Origin of the sequence: Mucilaginibacter terrae (genome assembly GCF_031951985.1) — a bacterium.
GTDB classification, from domain to species: domain Bacteria; phylum Bacteroidota; class Bacteroidia; order Sphingobacteriales; family Sphingobacteriaceae; genus Mucilaginibacter; species Mucilaginibacter terrae_A.
The window spans coordinates 3364076-3384372 of record NZ_JAVLVU010000001.1 but is presented as its reverse complement, the minus strand read 5'-3'; the positions used below and the strand labels follow the sequence as shown (position 1 = coordinate 3384372).

The window sequence follows — 20297 nt, the reverse complement described above, 5'->3', positions numbered from 1 at the left end:
GTTATTTTTCTAATTTTGTTATTAAGGTGTTTAGGCAATTAATTACTTCTTCATACCGCAACATTCTATTAGTTTCGAGTATTTGATTAATTAGCTCGCTTTCTTCTGCTTTTTTGTATTGTTCTTTCAGTATCTGGGTTATAGCATCTTTTGTTTTACCGTTTATTTTTAGGATGTCATATAGATCATCACCTAAAAGCTTAGCGCCAGCAGTGATCGTTGAAAAGTCGTCTGTTTCATAAATCTCATCGTATTTTTCAAGGGCTTTTTCCTCATATATCCCGAGATAATTAATAAGAATAAAGCCGATATCGTCGGCGTCCTTGTTTCCTTTATTATGCCTGTCTCGCCAAGCGACAATTTTTAAAATAAAAATGCCTGCCAGAGATATGATATTGATTTCAAATTCCTCATCAATTTGAACTTGAATCAATTCGTCTCTAACTTCTGGAAAACCTAAGACACTCATTGCTATTTGTTCATCCGGCGGCCAGAAAATTTTATCATTTTCCTTCATAATATCCCCAAATGGAACTATATCAAGTTGGAAGTTTTCCTTATAAATAAATCTTTGTTTTTGCTTTTTATCTTTTTCAAAATGTTCGAGTGTAATTATCCCTTTTTCCACTTCTGCATATTGGACCCAATCATTTATTGCAATAGCAATATCTAAATCATGCGTTAGTCTTCCTGATTTCTCATTGTGAATTTCCATTACAATATCTCGCGCTGTAGCACCTATGACAAAGAATTGAATTTTCAAAGCATTAAAGTAGCTATCGAGTTCTTGTAAAATCGGCTTCAATAGTGGATGAGCCAGTTTATCACTGTTAATTTTATAGCTCATTCTCTAAAATTATTTTGGCCATTTCAATATTTCTCTCAAAACCACTGCTAATTAAATCGGCATAAACGACCAACGGGGGAGCAGTTACAGTTTCATTCTCGAACTTCCAGAACATTTCACAGACTTCTAAATTTCCGCTTGTATTCGGAGTTAGCTTAAAGGTTTTAGACAGTGAACTCAATTCATCATTACTGTAAAGAATAAATTGTTCAGGACGAAGATTTTTCGTGATAATTGCGGCAGCAGGTTCACCTCCCCACACAATGCTTTCCTTTTTGGCTGAATTTTTAAGGGCGTTAAAATCATTGTTCTGCAAAAACTTCATTCGCTTTCTTAGAATTCTCGGTTTCAATACTTCATTGTAGGCAATAACCCATCTTTCAATTAGCTCCGTTTTATTCTTGATAATCCTTTTTTGTTTGGTTCTTAAAACAAACTTGAGTTCTTCCAATTCATTAAAGATATTGCTCACTGACCCTATTGAAATATCTGTTTTTTCTGATAATTCGCGGTATGAGTATGTTAAGCTTTCAGGTTTAGAAATTAATAATAGTATCAATTTTAAACCGGCTTCTTGAAATGCTCTTGATTGATCCTTGTCATATTTATCTGCCTTTTGCCCCTCGATAAAAATAAAAAGTTCATTAATTTTAATGTATGCATTTCCTGATGCGTCCAGGTAATTCAAGTTATTATCCTTTAATAATTGTGCTGAACTTTTTGAAATGTATTTAGCCACTAAAAGAATTGAAGATTTTTCCTTATCACCTTGATTCACAAAGGGTGTTAGGACGATTCCAATATTAGAATCTCTTATAGCGGACTTTGCAATTACGTTTAATCTATTTTCATTAACAGTAATTGCGGCATCGTATTCCTTACGCTTACTGTCTAATTCAATGGTAGTATTAATAAGACTTTCCAGTTTAGTTACTGCCTCGTAAATGAAATCATTACTTCTACTCATGTTCATTAAAATTGGCTGTTCAGTGACAATGAACACTCAAATGTAATGAACGATTTTAAATAAACAAATTATTTGATATTATTAATACATACTAATCCTAAAGGAATGAGCCAGCGGGCTGACTATTAGTTAGATTGTTTTTTAACTTTGAATATGACCATCCGGAATCCTAACACGCAAATTGAGCAACAGGGTATTCGTTATGTTGAAGCTGTAGTGCAGGACAGTAATTCAATTATTCAAAAAATTGATAGAGATAACGACCAGGGTAATGATTGTTATATTGAATTTGTGACTGATGGGATAGCCACAAATTATGGTGTATTTGCACAAATCAAAAGCGGACAAAGCTATAAGGATAACAGAGGATATAAAATCCCTGCCAATAGAGATCATATAAACTATTGGTATGAAGGCCTAAATCTTAATATTGGGATTGTGTATGATCCTGAACTCAATAAAGCTTTTTGGGTGGATATAAAGGAATATATAAACTCGAATCCACACATCTTAAACCAAAAAACCCACGAAATAAGAATAAATGCAGAAAATGAATTTTGCGGCCAAACTTTTTTTGATTTTACTAGATATTGCTTTGCATTCAAAGAAAAGTTAACCGGTTACGAAAATTATGGAAGGAGTTTGGAATGGTTTGCTGGCTTAGATCAGCCTGAAAAATGTTACGAAGGTTTGAAATCCCTTTATGCCAATTATAGAAATAACGCTTCTACATGGTATTACATTATTACCAGTTTCGCCAATATATCAGAGAAAGGGATCAGAACTGCCATATTAGGATTATTAAGCAACTATGCTGAAAACCCCAACGTTTTTTGGCATTCAAGTAATATTAAACTATACCCTACTAATGAATTGCAAGAAATTATAAAGTCGTTGATGACTAAATATTTTCTTCAGACAGAAATCGAACTTACCTTACCATATATGGAGAAAGGTGTTAATAAAGGCAGCTTTAGTTACTTGGTTTACCAGGTAATGAATTTCAATAAGAACGTGGATGATGTTTTATGTAATATAGCCCTTAATTCAAATATAGACGATGACAAACGCAATTTTTGCTTTTGGTTGTACATGCACGTAGCTAAATATAAATCAACAACTGATGTACTCGATTCAGCCAGTATGTATTTTGAAAAATTTGCATTTGGGGAAGAAGACGAAGCTTTGATAGGACTAGTGGAGAGCATAAAAAATAATGAGCTGTTACCAATTGGATAAATGCCTTTACTTTAAATATAAATATTAGCACACACCAAGCCATTGCAACGCTTAAACAACCGGGCAGCAGCAAGCTGGAAAACTGTCAAGGTCGGTGCAAGCCAAAACAAACAAAACTGCACCGCTTGTATAACCTTGACTGTTTTCCTGCGATGGTATCTTTGTTGTGGCGGTGCAGTGGCTCACTTCTATATAATTGTCTTAGTAAACGGTTTGCAGGATAACGGAAAACGGTTTACCTATTTAAAAGAGGCATAGGTCAGAGTGAAACCTAGCGCGTTAGCGCTTAGTGTAACAAAGACCTTGGCCGCAACGATTAGTCGTAATGCACTATACACTTCACTTACATTGCGCTGTCCAGCATGTTGAGATGTGTCAGGTAAAGCCGCTCGGCTTCTTCCTGCAATCTTTGCACATGACCAAACAGCGTTTTCACCTGCGCTTCTTCCGGCTCAAACTCATCTTTGTACCTTGCTTCATTGTACGCCCGTTTAAGCAGGTCAAATTCCATAACACCGTTTTCCGTCTTCATTGGGAATACCTCTGTCAGATTATCGCTGTAGAGGGTGCTGATGACTAACAGCCGGGACAGGTTATGCACTTCGATACGGTATCCGGTAATAGCTCTGTTAATCGCTTTTAAAACGCATTCCGTTGATTGGTGCAACAGGAACAAGGCTAAGCGGTAGTTCTTCTGTTCCAGATAAAAGCTGGCTCCTGATAAGAAGTCGGTTGACATATTGTCCCAGCGTTCCCATATCTTAACAGCTTTCTCGATGAGCGCTACGTAGTTCATACTCGTAGGAACAGGTAAGATCAAATTACCGGACAGATAGACAAGCTTCTTGTGTAGAAGAATACTGCTAAAGAAGTAGTTTCCGCCATTCACAGCACTGATAATCATATTAGCATTATGTACAAATACGGTTACTGGTGCAATATTCCTGCATGATTCCTCGACCATGCTGTTCAGGCAAAAACTGTTTCTTTCTTCATGATTGGATGTGATGAGGAGAAAATATAGAACAGGTTTTTCCCGCTTTAAGGTGCCTAAGAAGAACACTGCTTCGCAGGTCGTTAGCTTCTTTTTAAATTTTGCTAAAAGCTGTGAAATTAGCTTGGATGTTTCAACAGTTATGGTCTCATCAAGCGCAGTAAAGCCGGGGAGATAACGTTTGGTCGGTGTTTCGGTTAAGTGTGTCATATGTGTTATTATTTAAATGGTTTGCGATTCGTTTGGTGATTGTTGTTCATCTTTAGGCGCAGGCACTTGCACCTCGGCACCTAGGTACACAGGGGATTTATGCCGCATGTGCAACATCCAGCATGCTTCATAGAGCAATTGCAGGTTCTCATAAACTTGGATGAGGTCTACGGCTTCAATGAACTCGTCACAGGCACTAACCGACAAGCCGTAATGCAGCCATTCATATAAGTGATCACGGTACTGGGGCATTGTATAGGTGTCACAGAATTTTTTGATAACCTTTATGGGGTTGCTTAGCTGTTTACTGTTCAATCTTACCGGATAGTTCCGCCATTGCTCTCTTTCCAATGTGATCTGCTTTTCAGAAACGTCTGAGTGAACCTTGTACCGCTCATGGAACTGCGGGCTGCTATTCAGGATGAATGCCGCTTCAATAAGCCGTACATTTAGCTCGTAGATATGAAGCAGTGTGGTCGGGCTACCGTTCCTGCCTTTGTAATAAGAATCGCCCAATACCTTCTTACGCCATTTCTTTAGAATTTTCAGATGGACGTTCAGCCAGGTATAGCCGAAGAACTCGGCTATGACCAGCATTGGGTCCATGATCTCTTTCCTGGTCAGGTGCAGCGGATAGTAATGCCAGGTTAGATGTTCGTCGTGTTTCATGCTCGCCTCCTTTTTTCTCAAAGGAAAAGCCGAACGGAATTGTACCGAACTAGAACTGTTTGTGGTTTACAATGTGATGCTTGTTTTGTACATTTACTTACAAACTATACCTTTGGAACATGGCAGAGACATTACATATCGGACGTAAGATTGCGAGAATACGGGAGATCAAAGGAATTAAACAAGAAGCTCTTGCAATGGAGCTTGGAGTTAGTCAGCAAACGATCTCTAACATTGAGAAAAGCGAAAAGCTTGAGGATGAAGTATTAGAGAAGATTGCGAAGTATTTAGGCGTAACCTCCGAAGCCATTAAGAATTTCAGTGATGAAGCCGTTGTGAATTATTTTAACACATTTAATGATAGCAGTGTAAATCATGGTGCGTTTGGTAATTATCATTGTACATTTAATCCAATCGATAAGATCGTTGAATTATATAACGAGAAAGTAGTGTTGCTTGAACGCTTGCTTCAGGCGGAAAAAGAGAAAAACGACCTTTTAAAAGGCAAGAACGAATAAAGCATCAAAACATGAGCAAGGCAGAGTTATTTGAGTTTCTTGATTACTGGAGCCAACAGGATCAAAGTGATGGTGACTCTAAACCTATTAATCCTTACCACCTCGGCGGCTATATGCTATCCCCCGGCTTTCATTTGAAATGGTATTTGGAAGAACCTGCGTTTCTGGCTTTGGCTAAAGAGCTGGATTACGAAACAGAAGCTAAGGAAAGCGGAAAATTCCTTTTTGAATACAGTGACCAGCATGTAGAGATCGAAATGACCAGAAAATAAAAAAAGCCCGTAAGGGCTCTTCTTTTAACCGGCTGGTTCCGGCTCGTGAACCACAGCCATGATGTAATCAGCCGCTTTCTGCGCCTGTCCTGCGGCTTTCAAGATTAAGGTCTTGTCATTCTTCAACGCTTTTAGCCAGCCTTTCAGGTAAGCCGCACTGTTCTGAATGGTTTGCTGCTGTATACCGGTAATGGCACATAGGAATGCAGCGGTCAGTTCTGCTGTAAGCTCTTCCCTGGAATAAGGCTCACTGCCATATTTGTTCGGCTGGGTGATCTCCTTACGGCTTAAACGGCTTTCATGCCCTGTACTATGCGCCAGTTCGTGAAACAGGGCACAATAGTATTCCTCGCTGCTGTCAAACTGGGCGATGTCCGGTACGGCCACCATATCCTTCAGCGGGTAATAGACCGGGTACTGGCCATTCAGGTTCAATTGCGGCCTATTCGGCATGTCTTCAATGATCTGCTCACAGGCGGCTATCTTCTCAGCATCAGACCTGAACAAGGCTTCGACCTTTGGAAAGTCTATACCCTCCGTCTGGTCGATGTTAAACACGGTATGTATCTTGGGCACCATCCTGGTTTGTTGTACTGCGTTGTCACCGTCAGTTGGTTGCTCTGCTGCTTCATCATTTTGTCCCTTAACCTTAATGCTGGCCCAGTAGGTGATCTTAGTGCCTTTCTCACCTTTCTTAATGGTGCCGCCTAAGTCCTGCGCCTGTTTGAAGGTAATGTAATAAGGCATGCTATAGCCTTTCAGCATCGTGTGGAAATTGAGCCAGAAAACATTCCAGCCCCGGTAGCTGATCCCGGTCGTTACGTTCATTGGGAAGCCGACCTGGTTCCAGCTGCATCGCCATACGATGTTGCCGCTTTCCATTTGCTCGATAACCGCGTCTGTTACTTCCTGATAGGTGTCCTTGAAATTTTTAGTAACTGCCATAACCTTAAAGTTTTAATGAGTAAAAAATTAATTATGGCTGCCACCCCGCCCGCAGGACGCAATTAGGGCAAGGTGGAGATCCTAAAAATGCGGAGGCTCCCGGAGGTACGGAGGGATACCCATTTTTTGGATACGACCTTGATTCCGAAAAAAAACAAATTAAAACCACCTGTTTGCGGACTGACGGGCGAACTTTGCAGCAAATGATTAATGCTTACGCTCTTCTAGCTATGTAGCTTGTTGTGTTAGTTGTAGGAATGAGCAGTTACCTATGAAAATAACTTATCCTGGCAGTCGTTAATAAAATGTCCAGCTAACCGGCAATTGGCATTGCCGGGTTTACAGGTTAGACCAAGTAGTCACTTGTCCCAACCTGTAAAGCTTTTTATAGAATGATTGAATATAATTACCTAACCTTATAATGTCATGTACAAACTTTTTGTAAGTGGTTTTCCCTTAGAGATCACCGAAATGGAACTGGCCAAACTGATCGGCCCGCATGGTAATATCGCTACCATGAAGATCGTCCGCGATAAGAAGACCAGGATCTGTAAGGGCTACGCCTTTATTGAAATGGAAAGCCTTACCGATGCTGAGAATACCGTTATCGCACTCGATGGTGTCATGATGGGCGAACGGGCGCTTACGTTCAAGATCAGTGAGGACAAACCGGCGGAAATTAAACCAAGATTTAGTAGACAGGTAAGCAATATCTCACGGGGATACGGCAAACCGGAGGAACGACCGGCATCGGAAAGAGATAAACGGCCGAGACGGCCAAGGGTGTAGTCTTTTGTTCAAATGCAGCTTTGTACAAATCTGCATTTATAGAATTACAGAAATGAATATTTGTAGAAAAGAACAAAGCTCGCTTTCTGCATTTGAACAAATGAACATTTGTTCCTTTGTTCACTGGAACAATACGAGTATTCACCTTAATGAGATAACCCGCGCTTCTTCTTTTTCTTCCAGCGGCGGTTCTGCGTTAGTTCCACAGGAGCCATACCACTACCAGGGTCGTTAACGCCGAGCAGATCGCTGATAAGATCGCTATGAGGTAAAGACGGATTACCCACCTGCTGCCTACCTTGTTCTGCGCTTTGCTGATATCCTTTGCGGCTGTTACGATCCTTTGGATCTGAAAGGCCAGGTTGGTTGCCGTCGTGTCCACTTCCCGCAATTTGAGCAAGCTGCGCTCCGCTTCTTTGTTCAAGCTGCTTTTGTAGTTCTCCTGTGCCTTCTGGTATAGAAGCTGCACCATTTTGAGAATGCCCTGCATTTGTTCGTTTTCCGTTTGCCTGTTTGGTTCGTTTGCCTGCGGTTCGTTTGCTGTCTTCTCCTGCGGCTGTTCGTTCTGCTCTAAGGGCGATTGTTCTAACATTCGCCTCGTGTATTGCTGTGCGATCTCTTTCTTGTTCATAACCTGTTCCTGTTTTAATGGCCTGCCATTTATAGGCATTGCCTAAGTGGGCACCTTTAAACTGTAATCCTTCATATCCGTACGATATGCCACTAACAAAGCCGGTACTGGCCTGATTGAACATCACGTTTACGCCTTTGGCTTCCAACCTGCCGATGAATGTCTGTATATTCAAATCATGCTTACTTTCAATAACCTCCCCAACCAATACCTGTAATTTGAGCTTGGCCGATGGTTCGTCCGTACGCTTCATCATTTCCAGCTCGCTCTTGGTCATCGCCCGTTCTTTGGCCTCCTTGCTGCTGATGACCTCTGTTAAGCCATATTGCTTCTCCATTTGTCGCAACGCCTGTTCGCTGCGCTTATAGTCGTTACTGTCGGATACCAAGCTGCCATCATAGCCGATACGGTTGACCAGGATATGCAGGTGCGGGTGGTCGGCATCATAATGCCGGAAGATGATGTGCTGGTTGTCACCAAATCCCATTGCAGTTAAGTAATCGCCTGCGATGGCTTTCATCTGCTCGTTCTTTAAGTCTTCATGGACCGGGAAGTTGAGCGAGGTATGGTAGAAGTATTTGGCCAGATTAGGGCGTTGCATTCTCACCAGGTTCACTTCCTTCAAAATGGCCTGTGCGTTATCGTCCCTGCTGAAGGTGGAGGCGAGCACTTCCGCTACGCCTTTCGCCACTTTAGCAAGGTTGTAGCTCAATGCGCCTTTGAATCCTTTCCCTTTGACCTGATCTGCTGTCATCCCACCAATCGTTTGAGTATGTCGTTCTTGATATTGAGTAAGGTCATTAGGATCGTGAGGTAGGCTGGTGAGAGTTTACCTGAGTGCAAAAGCTTTACCGCCTGGTTCAGGTTGTTGCCGATGTAATGCAACTCGCGGTAAAGCTTCGCCTCGATGGGCGATGCTTTGGTCACCGGGAACCTGCCGGTAAAGACTTTATGCCGTATCCAGTTAGCAGGCGTCAAGCTTGCGGCTTCGGCCTGCGCACTAACCCTTTTGCTTTCCTCCTCGGTGAGCCGGATGTTGACCTGTACGACCCTTCTTTCTTCTTCACTTAATGCTGGTCTTGCCATAATTTTGCGATTTTAAACGAAGTGCAAAGAGCACTATTTGGATGTAGCTCCTGTTAGGAGCAAGCCGTTTAAGCGTAGCGAAAACATGGCTTGCTCCATTTCGTTAAGACAGTCTTACCTCGCTAAACGAATACGTTTGGATAGTACTTCACCCCGCAGGACTTTTTGAATCGCATCCATCTCATAATATAGAATAGAATACCGCCGATTTTAGTAAAAGGAATCGTGCCGTTGTCACGAAGCGTTTGAAGGGTGTTACTGCTGATCTTAAGCAGGTTCTTGACCTGGTAGCTCTTGATCCACTTGCGCGGTTCGCCTTCGGCTGTACCTCCGCTCAATAGTGCTTTCATCTGGCTCATCAGCTTCTCGCCGAATGCTTCCAGGTCTTCCCGGGTGATGATCTCTGTTGCCATAGCTTTCAATTTTGTTAAACCATTGATATCGGTTAAGCCCAACTAAATAGATATGAGCTTAACCTGACGCATCATTATTTCAGATGCATTGCTTTGGTACAAAATTGAATGAACAGAATTGGAAAATACTCCGAGTTTATCCGACTCGGATTGATGTTAAATACTTATAAACAGTTCGGAAGTAAGAAAATTTAATTTTTAGATACTTAGTCGTTTATTCAATTTATCAAGCGCGGTAATCAACGTATTTGCCGGAAGCCCCTGCCGCAACACACATAATTCTACATTTAGCTCTTTGCATTTTTCAATGATGCCAGGCGGCGGTGTAAAACGAGAAACTAAGATGGATTTGGCAATAAACCCGCCGTAGGTATCTTTGACGATTTTCATTTTATTAATATCTTCCTGTTTAACAGCACCGGATTTACATTCGACAAAAATCATTTTACGGCCAACATTCAGCAGGATATCAATCTCATTCTTTGTAGCAGTTTTGTCGCCCTTAAAGGGAAGTTCACAATGCAATAGCAGCTCTTTGACCTTGACCCACTTTTTGATCTGTTCGGCTACGATCAGTTCCCACCAAGCCGCCCTGAATAATAATTCGCGGGCAGATGGGGCGGTGACATTCAAAACGTTTTTACCTAATAGCGTTAGCTGGACATTTTTTTCACTCCAGTTCATACTCAGACCTGCATTAATTTCAAGTGTGCCTTTCACCGGTACATCCTTAAAAGTTTTAAAGTTTCGGGAGACAGCAGGTAATATCTTTAGGTAGGCTTTTTCATTATAAATTGCAAAGTCGTTGATCTTTTCTGCCGCCCTGAAATCCTCGGTTGAGATATCTGTTATTTTTTTAAACCCAGAGAACTGGTGCCCTGTCAATTGAATGAATTCTGCTGTAGTTACGGTGCAACTTAATGGTTGTTCAGTCATCTCCGGCAGGTGCAGGACCGTTTCATTTTGATTGATATAGACACCTTTGAAACTATGCTCATTCATGACTGCCTGAGCTGCCAGCAACATGACCTTATTTCCGCCGGTCAGGTTAAACAGTACCTCATCGCCTGCGATCGTTTGTCTGATAATTTTTTCGCAGATCGATTTGATAGAGGAGATTTCATAAGGATTGCATGTATACTCGGCAACTTTGCCTGGGCCTATCAAGTGCCTGATCTGAGCTGATTTCCCCTGCGATTCCGCAGATACGATAAAATGAATATGGTCAGGAGCAAATTCCTTGATACCAAAATAAATCGGCAGGATTTGCCCACCGACCAGAGCGATCTGATGTTTAGCCATTAATTATAGAAGTTTCAGGTTGATCGGTTAGCGGGTCATAGATCACATTAAGATACTCTGTTCCTGGTTTTGGTTTTCGCAATTCTTTCAGGTAAACCTCAAAATCTACATAAACAATCTCACTGCCATAATCTTTGGCAAAGATAGCGGCTGCAGCAACCATGGACTTCTTACCACCAGTGATATCCACAGTGATATTACTGGTCGGGAAGTCGCTTAAAGATTCTTTAATACGTTTATAAATGGTCTTGAAACTGGTATCTTCAAGGATCACTAGCTGGTAACCGGGTTGTAAATATTTCTCTAATACCTGGACGATCTCTTGTTTTAAGGGTGTGGTAACGATAAGGTGCGTCGCCGGTTGAAGCAAGGATGCAGTTAGGATCACCGGCTCTGGGCTAAAGCCAAGCAATGAAACCAGCAAACCGCCAGTTTTGCGCCCCGTGTACTTTTTACAAAAAGCAGTGATCACTGCTTCAAAAAGTTCTTTATAATAAAACTTTTCCGCTTCGGCGTGACGTCCACTGCCGGACAGGTCCATCCAAGATTGAATATTGTCGGAAAATTGTTCAGCGTTCATAGGATACCAGGCTAATGGATTGATAACAATATAAATATTTTTCTCCCTTAAACTGTTCTTTAAAGGGAACTTCTTTGATTAGGTTCAGTGTACTTTCGTTCAATTCCTCCAGTGCGTAACAGGTATCGAAAATTTCAAATTGTAAAAATACCTTTTGAGCGGCAATTGTTTTGGAATAGAACACTGGATAACTTTGAAGGTAATGTATAAACTTAGGTATCAGGATCGCACCGGCCCGGTATTTGATCTCCAGGGTTTCCGGGATCGCTATTGGCTTGGCCTGTTTGCATTTATACCAATGCTTATAGAAATCATTTAATTCCTGCTTGGCTGGGTTAACCTTATATATGAAGGGCGCGGTCTGCTGCTGATAAAAGGTAAATTCCCGAAACTTAGCAAAGGAGCGGTGACCCGCTTTGAGTTTATAACCCACCTCAAAACCATTGATCAGTCCGTGTTTACCATCGATATTGGCTGTAAAGACTATTCCTTCTTCCAAATCGCTGTATAATCCTTTGGAGTGATTAAACATATCCGCATAGATAGTCACCCCGAGATCGGCCAGGATTTTACAGCCCTTGAGATGGTCAGACCGGTGATTCATAGCCCGGCAGAACAGGATGACCCGACCGCCTCGGACGATAAAATCCTTGATAGCGGCTGTGAAGCCGGGTAAATTTTCTAGGGCAACAACACTGTAACTTGAAACGCAGATCATTTGCTGCGCTTGAGCAATATGCGCGAGTATTTCCTTATAAATCGAGCTATGATATTGTTCATAGGAAAGCAGTACCTTGCCATTCAGGCTGGGGAAATCGTGTTTGATGATATCCGGCTCTTTTTGATCGATCAGCTGACTCTTATCCTTCAGGGTAATAAACTTCTTGAATTCTGTTCCATAAAGAAAAACTGCGTCAAAGATCTGTTCTAAATCAAATACTTCTTCCGGATCAGAAAGGATGATCCCGCTTTCATCATTAGGCGGATTATTTTTTTCATTATTGTTTAGGGACGGCTCGGTGAGGTTGGCCGACATTAATAAAGCTTCTTTTCCGTCCCTGATCATGAATTTGGCGTGGGCATTGTACGAAGCCCGGACATGCGCGCCAGCCTGCACCAATTCACTGATATATAATAAGTGCCGTGATTTTCGAAGGTCATTATCATCTTCTTCGTTCAGCAGGTCGCTTTGAATGCTCTGGTCATTAACGGCTGTTAAAACGAATACGGCGATTTGTCCTTTTTTCAAATGGTCGATTAAAACATCAAAAATCTGTTTGTTATCTACGATAAAGGAACAAATCTTGATATAATGCTTGGCTTCTTTCGCCTGATAGATCATTTCCTGTAAAAGACCACGATCCTGTTGGCAGGTTACTACAAAACCGTCTCCACCCGTGAACGAAGCCGTTTCTACCAGTTCGTTTTTGATAAAATAACCACCCTGGTAATTCCCGCTATTGTCTATTCGTTCCATTAGAGGTAAAATTTTTATAACGTAGTTCTGTTTTATTTTCCCGATGGTACATAAACAGGTCAATATCTAGGGTCTCGAGATAATCAAAGGCTCCGATCAGCACCAGATCCATTCGCAACTTTTTAACATCGCCGAGGTAATGATCTAACAGTTGTTGTATCGGAAGGGCGGTTTTAATCACCGCATACAGATCCGTTAACCTTTGCATATCTTCATCGCCAGCGATCACCTTATAAAAAATAAGCCAAACGCCCATGTAGGGCGGTTGCAGCAGGTAATCTCGCTGGCGCACCAAACCTTCCAGTATGGCTTTTTTCTTTAAACCCGGCAGAAGGAATAACGCCATGGTGACGGTCAGTTCGATGGAAGTTTCCGTGTAACTTATCAAGTCTTTTGATAGATCAGTGATGTCGTATTGTCGGCTGATTATTGCCGACAGGTGATTCAAATCGGGTTTGCAAAAGATAACGGATTCACCAGGTTCATTACTGCCCCAACTTGATCGGAATGAAAGTGTTTTTTCGCCTTCTTCTGCCTTTTGAATTTGTAGAATTTGGACAGTCAGGTTATTGATTTCGGCGGCGATTTTTATACCCCAAGGTGCCATAGCCTCTCTTTCCGCATAAAAGCCATTGCAGTTGACCAGTTCTTTAATGACCTGGCCGTCTGAACCTACACCCATGACAATTGCTGCGGGAAACGTGCACAGGTGAAAATCGTAATCAACAATATCTTTTAAGGCAAAAGGGATATTGTGATTTCCACGATCATCATGATCAAGGCTTAAAATACGTTCCTTCAGGCCTGCGGATGGCGGATTGTGGATTAGCGAAGGATTAAAGATCTTTTTGCCATTGGCGTCTTTTTTATCTTCGGTGATCATGAAATCTTTGCCGTCCTTATAGAAATATGCTTTCAGCGGCTGATGATCTTGACCGTCCAACAGGAAAGAACGTGTTCTGCGGATCGCCCTATCCATCAGTGGGGCCTCCATCCATTCAATGGCTTTTTCCGTATGAATCAGTAAGCGCTCGGAGCTGAAACGCAAGTAACCTCTTTCTTCCATGACCTTACCACGCAACCGGAATACCTGTTCGCTTATCCCCGTAATGCTGGCCAGTTCACTGATATCTCCGGAACCTGATCGTACGACCTCAGTGATCAGGTAGCGGTCAAATTGGTCGTAACTCTCATCTGCTGTTTCCAGCGTAGTGGCATGGATATGGATTAAGGGATATTCGATAGCCGCTATCGCCCGGACCTCCATTCCCTTGTCGAGGCACGCGGTATAAAAGAGGTCTCTATTTAAGTTAAAACCGTTCATAAACAAGTTGACAGGTGAGTGATCTTTTGGAAGGATCTATCTTAGTTAACTTTACGGGCAAGCTTGCACCGATTGTAATCCGGCGATTTTGCAGCGTTGTGTAGAACATGCCTTCGACCCCGGAAGTGAACTCCACGATGACTCTTTGATTAGTGGCACCGGGAAACACTTTTGTGATCGTTCCTTCCAGCTGATCACCGGTTTGATACATTTTGGCAAAAGCGTCGAACGGATGCGGCGTCCGAACGGGTGCTTTTGGCCGTCGGCTAATGGTGGTCAGAACTATTCCTTTGGAATTGATCCCGGAAATCCAAGCATTAAATTTTGCATCTAGGCCATATTTTTCACTGAGAGTTTCCTCCTTGAAAATTAATAACTGGTCGTTGAAGATCAATCCCTGGTTCGCACCGAATTTCACCAATACTCCGTAATTGTAAACCCGAACTACAGTAACCTGAACCTCATCGCCTATTTTGGGCGGCTTTTGCTTCAAATCATTCGAGCGGTAAAAACGACCATAACGGGCGCTATATTGTTTTAAACGCTTAAACAGGCTTACATAGTAACGGTCGAAATGACTTTTAGGGTCGCAAAGTGTTTCGGCGTTGCCGATCAAGATCAGCTTCTTTTTCGCCCTTGAAAAAGCGACATTCAGCCGCCGTGCATCATCCAGGAAACCAACGCGGCTCGCCGGTGAACTTCGAGTAAAAGAGAAAATGATGACATCATATTCCCGACCTTGGAAAGAATCCAGGGTAGCGACTTCGATTAAAGCGGCCTGCTCAGGTAGTTTCTTGCGGAGCATTTTACTGATTTCCCTGCATTGCAGGGAATAGGGACTGACGATAGCCATATGTTCAACCGCGACCTGATGGTTAAGCAATTCCGGTATAATAAAATCCGCGATATAGTTTGCTTCTAGGCCATTGAAATACGAACCTTCATAAGAAGTCTCATGGGGTTGTTTATCAGAAGAAGTATCGATAAACAGTAGCTGCTGATCGAAGGGGGCTGGTAGGGGGAGAATGTTCTCGGTGGTTGCCGGGCCATTGGCTAGTTTGGAATCGTAAAACGATTCAGAAACGAAATTTCCAATATCGGGATGCATACGGTGTTGAACGGCCAGCATACATTTATTTTCTTCGGGCAAAACACCATCCTTCTGAAGGTATTCGAAAAAACTGCCGCCGAGCGCTTTTTTGACGTCTTCTTCATTGATTTCGCCGTCACGAAAACGCTTGGAACTTTGTGTGAACTGTCCCATGCTAATGGAATCTATGAATGGCGGCAGCTGCTTATGGTCACCTACCAGGATTACTTTTTTTGCTTTGGATATCGCGGTCAGTGTTTCCGAGATATTCGCTTTACCTGCTTCATCAAGGATGACGGTATCGAACATAAGGTCACTGCCGCCTAATAAACGATTGGTGGCGATGCCGATACAGGTGCCAAAAACAACATCGAGGTTCTGGACGAATAGTCCGTTATAAAGATCAGGAGTGGCAGTAATCACCTTTTTCCAGTCTTGGAGTGTATCCAGCAAATTGGTTAATTCTTCGCTTGATTTTGATCGAAGCAGGTTTAAAAATGTCCGCAGCTGTCCTTTTTTCCAACCGGCAGAAGCATCATCATCGCCGGTCGACATCATATCTAGCTTATCTGTAGTTCCTGCCGCCAGGAACTGCATGACGAGTTCCAACTTCAGATCGACCACGCCGATAATATCTTTTTCAAAATCCTTTCGGGCCTGATCAAGCAGGTAAGGAGCCGCAAAGCCCGAGATCATTTCGGACTGGCCCAGACGTGCGATACGGATATCTTTTTCTTCAATAATCCGCTCTAAAACGTTATCCACGGCTACATGTGTCTGGCTGGTTACCAGTACTCGCTCCTTATTTTTGACCAGTTGCTTCACCACTTCGGTGATTACTGTAGTCTTGCCGGTTCCGGGCGGCCCCTGGATAAGCAGGATATTTTGGTTGCCTACGGCTTTTTTTACCGCCAGATGCTGTGGATTGCTAGGATCGTTCAAACGTTGATTAAAAAAATGTATATCCAGGTTTTCGGGAGCAGCGATGTTTGTCTGATCATAGAAAATCTTATAAAAAACATCCAGTGAAAGTTTATTGGCGAAAAACTGTTCCAGTACGTCGAGCTGAACCTGGTGCTGGCGGGTGCTAAATACCTTTTTAATGTAGCAACCTTCCTTTATGGTGGAGAAATCTATCGGCATGCAAGTGATGGTGATCTCCTTGCCTTTGATCATAGTGATGGTTCCCCTCGTAAAAAAATTGGGCGGTGCATTTAAGGATTTTACGGTAATTGTGACCTGCTCATCAATGCTGAACTGATGGTCGTCCGCTACCTTCCCGGTAAAGTCAATAAATTCGGTCTGTAGCTTTTCGCTCAGTTTGCAACAGGTCAGCTCCACTTCAGTATTGCTGGCCTGTCGGGTTTCGACGGAGATTTGGTTTTTTAAGAAGTCTTGGAATATACCGAAATCTTTACCTTCTGCTTTCAGCAGATCCAGCGTCGCGGTCAGGGAACGCTCAAAAAGTTGCCGTCCGTGAATCTTCTGCTGAATGCGTGAAATAAATTCCGGATTATAGGTCTGGAAAGGCGCATTGATGGAAGTATCAAAGAAGATCACGGGCCTTTTGATCAGGATCGTGTAGTTGTTTTTCAGATTTTTACTGCGGTCCCGTAACGCATCTTTGTGTTCAGAGGATTTGATCGAATTTATCCTGAACCGATTGTTATGTAAGATCTCACCGTAGATAGATAAGCGGTTATTGAAAAACGAAAAATTACGGGAGGTAAAACGGTCATCATTGGCTGCAACCCTGTCCTGAAAGAACTGACTGTACCAAAAGGGCTCCTTGCTTAATAAAATAAACAAATCGGCTTTATTAGAAGCTACATCTACTTCGGCGGCTGGAAACAGTACAGGGCCGACTTGGTTGATCAGATCATCGAGTGCATAACCTTCAAATGGAAATTCAATATAGATTGGTTCCGGCCCAGCATCTGCCCTAGAAAATAAATTAGGGTTATTAAGGAAACTGGCCTGTAACTGGAGCTGTTCGTCATAACTCATGAATTTCCAGTAAATGGAGGTACTGAAACGCTCGAAGCTGGTCAGGACATCCTCGGCATTGGTAAAATTACTTTCATCGAGGTTCGCTTCAAAATCATTCATCACGGTCTTGTCTCTGGCTTTAGTCTTCTCGAAAAAGCCCGACAACGCGCAATTGATCACTTCAAAATGGTCATCTTTTGATAAGGGTACAACCTTAATCTTATCCCTGAGTTCGCAATTCATTTCCGGCGAAAGCGGTAGTGTGCCATAAAGTCCCGAAGCAAGTTTAATGGTCAGCTTATTCTTAAATTCTTCGTAAACGATCGCATCGACGGGCTCATTTAACTCCAGCTGTTCCCAAATGATGGAAGCTGAAGGCCTTGTGTGCAGCATTTTGCGTCCCAGAATAACTTTTTTATGTTCGTCGTTAAACTCTTTGACATAGATTTGTAAAGGCCGGTCAGGCCGGATCGAACGGAAGTCTTCTTGGCAAAGGCCAAAATTCCAGTTTAACTCAGAAATGTGGAGTGAGCCGCTAATCTGGTCCGTGAATTTAAAAAAAAGAAAAGCGGGTAGCACCTTTTTGGTCACATTCAGTTCAAATATTGTACCTCTCGGATGTTTTTCTTTAAATAGCTCCCAATCCATTATGCGATAGCTTACGTTTGATTAAACTCCGAAATAAATGTTGAGCGACAATGAAGTCGAATAAGAGCTTATCGAATTTAATTGACGTAGTTGGTTCGGTTTAGATCCCATGAAGTGTGGCTTAGTATTGGAAATATTTTAAAATCCTAATATACAATACAGATCAAAAAATGAATGATATGATTAAACAAATATTTCTGACGGGTGGCAATAAGAAAACTCTGCAATGTACATCTGCAATTGCCCGATATCCTGATGGGTAATTTTATGGGTCTTCAATTCAACAATAACAAAGCATTGTAGCAACCGGTTAGAAAATATTATATCAATAAAAAATCGTTACCATCCAAATGGATACGCTTTTGCCTTGCAACAAAAGAGAAGCCATTTTCCAATTCCAGCATAAATTCCTGTAGATGGATGATCAGCGCATTTTCTAAATCTTTTTCATAGTATGCGGACTCCGGTTTAAGTCCAAGAATTCAAGCACCATCGGGTCTTTAATAATGTCTTTGGCACTAATTGGTGGCTTTTCATTTCTCGCAACTGACAAAACACTCTCTTTATCTGTACTAAGCAATAACCGTTCATAGAGTTGGCTACTAATCTGCCTGTCCATCTGCCTTGCTGTCCAATTGTTTTTAATCGTTTCTTCTCTGTAAAACGACACTTTATCATCGCTATTTAAACTCAATAAAGACTTATTGTGACCAACTCAATTGTGTCCGCAGTGCGGACACAATTGGGAAATTTTTATAAAATTGCCTGAACCAAGCCAAATTCCTATCTGAAAAAACTGTACTAAATTGTGGCTGTAACTTTTCTGATAGGAATTTCAGGAGCCGGGAGCCATATTCGGCACGTTCTCCACCACCTTGTTCCTCTTCAAAAATTCTTTCTCCAATCTGCCAATACATCAGCACCCTTTCTTGATCAACGGCATGGACGGCTTGATCCCTAGAATTATTTAATATCGATTAAATATCGGTTATAATTGATTCATTTAAGTTCATAACGATTCTCCTTCCACTATCCCTTTTTGTTCTTTAAGCCGGTTCTTTAATGCGGTCATATCACGGTTTACCTTCCTGTCTTTAGTTTTGGCATAGATCTGAGTTGTGGTGAGCTTAGTATGTCCTAGCATTTTGCTGACAGACTCAAGCGGTACATCATTATCCAGTGTCACCGTAGTTGCAAAAGTGTGTCTTGCAATGTGAGTCGTTAGGTTCTTGTTAATGCCAGCGAGGTCTGCAATCTCTTTCAAATAGGCATTCATTTTTTGGTTGCTCTTAACAGGCAATAATCTATTCTCTACAGTGCGACAAGGATGATCTTCATATTTATCTAAAATCTCAACTGCCTGAGGAATAAGAGGGACGTTGGCTTCAATCTCAGTTTTTGTGCGGGTCGTCTTAATCCATAGGACTTTGTCTTTACCACTTACAATGTTTTGAGTAGTGAGTTTTTCTACATCAATAAAAGCATACCCAGTGAAGCAGCAAAAAAGAAAAGTATCTCTTACCTCGTCAAGCCGCTTCACTTTGAATTCGTGCAAAGCCAGTAACTCAATTTCTTCCCATTCGAGAACATCGCGGTTAACTTTCCGGTAAGTACATTTAAAAGCATTAAACGGGTTATGAACCAACCACTTGTTATTTACGGCCAGGTTGATGATCTTTTTCAGGTTTTTAATATAGCGCATAGCGGTATTGTGCTCAATTACGCACTCCGTTTTCAAATACATTTCAAAGCCCGAGACAAAGGCGAAGTCTATCTGGTCGAGATACACATCATCTTTTTGGAATTTATGCTTTATAAAGCCTGACACGCGGCTTCTGACTGTATTGTACTTTGTAAGAGTGGCTTTTACAAAGTCTTTTCCCACCAGTTTTGCCAGGTCTGCATTATGCTGATCGAAAACTTCCAGCAACATTTTTCTTTCTGCCTCTTCGCCGGAATATTGCAACTTGATTTTTTCAGCAGTAATAAATTCGTCTTTGCGCTTTAAGAATTTAAAAGCCTTGTCGATTTCATCCAGTGTATAATTAATATCAGCATTGATCCTCCTGGCTTCCGGGCTTGTTCCTTTAAGAAATCCGGTTTGGCAATCCCATTTAGCGGGATGCACTCTTCTTTTAAGCGAAATTTCCGCACGTTTTCCTAAATAAGTGATCCTTGCATAGATCGGTACCAGTCCTGCAACATCTGTTTTTCGTTTGTCAGCCCAGATAAGAACTGAGAATCTTTGGGTTGTTTTCATAACACATTAATTTTTAAGTTACTTAATCGCATTAATTTTGCGTTCAA

The 20297-nt window shown here is 41.9% G+C and carries 18 protein-coding genes and 2 pseudogenes; 4 read left to right on the top strand and 16 right to left on the bottom strand.

What is annotated here, in order from left to right:
* Nucleotide 1 precedes the first annotated feature (1 nt).
* Together QE417_RS14315 and QE417_RS14310 are read right to left on the bottom strand one after the other, a co-directional pair.
* Nucleotides 2-847: a nucleotidyl transferase AbiEii/AbiGii toxin family protein gene (locus QE417_RS14315; protein WP_311951100.1), complete on the bottom strand. Its 846-nt coding sequence runs from the start codon at nucleotides 845-847 to the stop codon at nucleotides 2-4.
* Nucleotides 837-1814 (bottom strand): type IV toxin-antitoxin system AbiEi family antitoxin, encoded by a 978-nt coding sequence (locus QE417_RS14310; RefSeq protein ID WP_311951099.1) that lies wholly within the window; start codon nucleotides 1812-1814, stop codon nucleotides 837-839. Before QE417_RS14310 ends, QE417_RS14315 begins: the two co-directional genes overlap by 11 nt.
* A 153-nt stretch (nucleotides 1815-1967) precedes the next feature.
* Between QE417_RS14310 and QE417_RS14305 the strand changes: the two genes are divergently transcribed.
* Nucleotides 1968-3053, top strand: a complete 1086-nt coding sequence (locus QE417_RS14305; RefSeq protein WP_311951098.1) for a DUF4365 domain-containing protein — start codon at nucleotides 1968-1970, stop codon at nucleotides 3051-3053.
* Between the two features lie 343 nt (nucleotides 3054-3396).
* Here QE417_RS14305 and QE417_RS14300 read toward each other — a convergent pair whose 3' ends face one another.
* Nucleotides 3397-4257, bottom strand: a complete 861-nt coding sequence (locus QE417_RS14300; RefSeq protein ID WP_311951097.1) for a HEPN domain-containing protein — start codon at nucleotides 4255-4257, stop codon at nucleotides 3397-3399.
* Nucleotides 4258-4269: 12 nt separating this feature from the next.
* Nucleotides 4270-4926, bottom strand: coding sequence for a hypothetical protein (locus tag QE417_RS14295; RefSeq protein ID WP_311951096.1), 657 nt, complete (start codon nucleotides 4924-4926; stop codon nucleotides 4270-4272).
* 119 nt (nucleotides 4927-5045) lie between these two features.
* On the opposite strand from QE417_RS14295, the gene QE417_RS14290 reads away from it, so the two are divergent.
* Both QE417_RS14290 and QE417_RS14285 read left to right on the top strand, forming a co-directional pair.
* The gene (locus QE417_RS14290; RefSeq protein ID WP_311951093.1) at nucleotides 5046-5444 is read left to right on the top strand and encodes a helix-turn-helix domain-containing protein; all 399 of its coding nucleotides are present in this window, start codon (nucleotides 5046-5048) and stop codon (nucleotides 5442-5444) included.
* Nucleotides 5445-5455: 11 nt separating this feature from the next.
* Nucleotides 5456-5716, top strand: coding sequence for a hypothetical protein (locus QE417_RS14285; RefSeq protein ID WP_311951091.1), 261 nt, complete (start codon nucleotides 5456-5458; stop codon nucleotides 5714-5716).
* Nucleotides 5717-5740: 24 nt separating this feature from the next.
* On the opposite strand, the gene QE417_RS14280 is transcribed toward QE417_RS14285, so the two are convergent.
* The gene (locus tag QE417_RS14280) at nucleotides 5741-6661 is read right to left on the bottom strand and encodes an ArdC family protein (protein ID WP_311951090.1); all 921 of its coding nucleotides are present in this window, start codon (nucleotides 6659-6661) and stop codon (nucleotides 5741-5743) included.
* A gap of 426 nt (nucleotides 6662-7087) precedes the next feature.
* Between QE417_RS14280 and QE417_RS14275 the strand changes: the two genes are divergently transcribed.
* A complete protein-coding gene (locus QE417_RS14275) occupies nucleotides 7088-7450 on the top strand; it encodes an RNA recognition motif domain-containing protein (protein WP_311951089.1) in 363 nt (120 codons plus the stop codon).
* Nucleotides 7451-7596: 146 nt separating this feature from the next.
* Here the strand turns inward: QE417_RS14275 and QE417_RS14270 are convergent, their stop codons facing one another.
* The 11 genes and pseudogenes from QE417_RS14270 to QE417_RS14220 form a co-directional block, all read right to left on the bottom strand.
* A complete protein-coding gene (locus QE417_RS14270; RefSeq protein WP_311951088.1) occupies nucleotides 7597-8835 on the bottom strand; it encodes a relaxase/mobilization nuclease domain-containing protein in 1239 nt (412 codons plus the stop codon).
* A complete protein-coding gene (locus QE417_RS14265) occupies nucleotides 8832-9167 on the bottom strand; it encodes a plasmid mobilization protein (protein WP_311951086.1) in 336 nt (111 codons plus the stop codon). The genes QE417_RS14270 and QE417_RS14265 overlap by 4 nt, the downstream gene beginning before the upstream one ends.
* A 122-nt stretch (nucleotides 9168-9289) precedes the next feature.
* On the bottom strand, nucleotides 9290-9580 hold the full coding sequence (locus QE417_RS14260; RefSeq protein ID WP_311951084.1) for a helix-turn-helix domain-containing protein: 291 nt from the start codon (nucleotides 9578-9580) through the stop codon (nucleotides 9290-9292).
* Nucleotides 9581-9778: 198 nt separating this feature from the next.
* Nucleotides 9779-10882 carry a Card1-like endonuclease domain-containing protein gene (locus QE417_RS14255; protein ID WP_311951083.1) on the bottom strand — a complete coding sequence of 368 codons (1104 nt, stop codon included), beginning with the start codon at nucleotides 10880-10882 and terminating at the stop codon, nucleotides 9779-9781.
* Nucleotides 10875-11462 carry a hypothetical protein gene (locus QE417_RS14250; RefSeq protein ID WP_311951082.1) on the bottom strand — a complete coding sequence of 196 codons (588 nt, stop codon included), beginning with the start codon at nucleotides 11460-11462 and terminating at the stop codon, nucleotides 10875-10877. The genes QE417_RS14255 and QE417_RS14250 overlap by 8 nt, the downstream gene beginning before the upstream one ends.
* Nucleotides 11452-12939 (bottom strand): phospholipase D-like domain-containing protein, encoded by a 1488-nt coding sequence (locus QE417_RS14245; protein ID WP_311951080.1) that lies wholly within the window; start codon nucleotides 12937-12939, stop codon nucleotides 11452-11454. Before QE417_RS14245 ends, QE417_RS14250 begins: the two co-directional genes overlap by 11 nt.
* Nucleotides 12920-14263 (bottom strand): hypothetical protein, encoded by a 1344-nt coding sequence (locus tag QE417_RS14240; RefSeq protein WP_311951078.1) that lies wholly within the window; start codon nucleotides 14261-14263, stop codon nucleotides 12920-12922. Before QE417_RS14240 ends, QE417_RS14245 begins: the two co-directional genes overlap by 20 nt.
* Entirely contained in the window at nucleotides 14250-17990 is a 3741-nt protein-coding gene (locus QE417_RS14235) for an AAA domain-containing protein (protein WP_311951076.1), read from the bottom strand. Before QE417_RS14235 ends, QE417_RS14240 begins: the two co-directional genes overlap by 14 nt.
* Before the next feature lie 183 nt (nucleotides 17991-18173).
* A pseudogene (locus QE417_RS14230) lies at nucleotides 18174-18472 on the bottom strand (PDDEXK nuclease domain-containing protein).
* Nucleotides 18427-18907 (bottom strand): annotated as a pseudogene (locus QE417_RS14225) (DUF1016 N-terminal domain-containing protein). The pseudogenes QE417_RS14230 and QE417_RS14225 overlap by 46 nt, the downstream one beginning before the upstream one ends.
* A 92-nt stretch (nucleotides 18908-18999) precedes the next feature.
* Nucleotides 19000-20250 carry a site-specific integrase gene (locus QE417_RS14220; RefSeq protein WP_311951075.1) on the bottom strand — a complete coding sequence of 417 codons (1251 nt, stop codon included), beginning with the start codon at nucleotides 20248-20250 and terminating at the stop codon, nucleotides 19000-19002.
* Nucleotides 20251-20297: the final 47 nt, after the last annotated feature.

What these genes read in the sequence shown, in the direction of transcription:
- QE417_RS14315 (WP_311951100.1), bottom strand. Translation starts at nt 847, where the DNA reads ATGAGCTATAAAATTAACAGTGATAAACTGGCTCATCCACTATTGAAG.
- QE417_RS14310 (WP_311951099.1), bottom strand. Translation starts at nt 1,814, where the DNA reads ATGAGTAGAAGTAATGATTTCATTTACGAGGCAGTAACTAAACTGGAA.
- QE417_RS14305 (WP_311951098.1), top strand. Translation starts at nt 1,968, where the DNA reads ATGACCATCCGGAATCCTAACACGCAAATTGAGCAACAGGGTATTCGT.
- QE417_RS14300 (WP_311951097.1), bottom strand. Translation starts at nt 4,257, where the DNA reads ATGACACACTTAACCGAAACACCGACCAAACGTTATCTCCCCGGCTTT.
- QE417_RS14295 (WP_311951096.1), bottom strand. Translation starts at nt 4,926, where the DNA reads ATGAAACACGACGAACATCTAACCTGGCATTACTATCCGCTGCACCTG.
- QE417_RS14290 (WP_311951093.1), top strand. Translation starts at nt 5,046, where the DNA reads ATGGCAGAGACATTACATATCGGACGTAAGATTGCGAGAATACGGGAG.
- QE417_RS14285 (WP_311951091.1), top strand. Translation starts at nt 5,456, where the DNA reads ATGAGCAAGGCAGAGTTATTTGAGTTTCTTGATTACTGGAGCCAACAG.
- QE417_RS14280 (WP_311951090.1), bottom strand. Translation starts at nt 6,661, where the DNA reads ATGGCAGTTACTAAAAATTTCAAGGACACCTATCAGGAAGTAACAGAC.
- QE417_RS14275 (WP_311951089.1), top strand. Translation starts at nt 7,088, where the DNA reads ATGTACAAACTTTTTGTAAGTGGTTTTCCCTTAGAGATCACCGAAATG.
- QE417_RS14270 (WP_311951088.1), bottom strand. Translation starts at nt 8,835, where the DNA reads ATGACAGCAGATCAGGTCAAAGGGAAAGGATTCAAAGGCGCATTGAGC.
- QE417_RS14265 (WP_311951086.1), bottom strand. Translation starts at nt 9,167, where the DNA reads ATGGCAAGACCAGCATTAAGTGAAGAAGAAAGAAGGGTCGTACAGGTC.
- QE417_RS14260 (WP_311951084.1), bottom strand. Translation starts at nt 9,580, where the DNA reads ATGGCAACAGAGATCATCACCCGGGAAGACCTGGAAGCATTCGGCGAG.
- QE417_RS14255 (WP_311951083.1), bottom strand. Translation starts at nt 10,882, where the DNA reads ATGGCTAAACATCAGATCGCTCTGGTCGGTGGGCAAATCCTGCCGATT.
- QE417_RS14250 (WP_311951082.1), bottom strand. Translation starts at nt 11,462, where the DNA reads ATGAACGCTGAACAATTTTCCGACAATATTCAATCTTGGATGGACCTG.
- QE417_RS14245 (WP_311951080.1), bottom strand. Translation starts at nt 12,939, where the DNA reads ATGGAACGAATAGACAATAGCGGGAATTACCAGGGTGGTTATTTTATC.
- QE417_RS14240 (WP_311951078.1), bottom strand. Translation starts at nt 14,263, where the DNA reads ATGAACGGTTTTAACTTAAATAGAGACCTCTTTTATACCGCGTGCCTC.
- QE417_RS14235 (WP_311951076.1), bottom strand. Translation starts at nt 17,990, where the DNA reads ATGGATTGGGAGCTATTTAAAGAAAAACATCCGAGAGGTACAATATTT.
- QE417_RS14220 (WP_311951075.1), bottom strand. Translation starts at nt 20,250, where the DNA reads ATGAAAACAACCCAAAGATTCTCAGTTCTTATCTGGGCTGACAAACGA.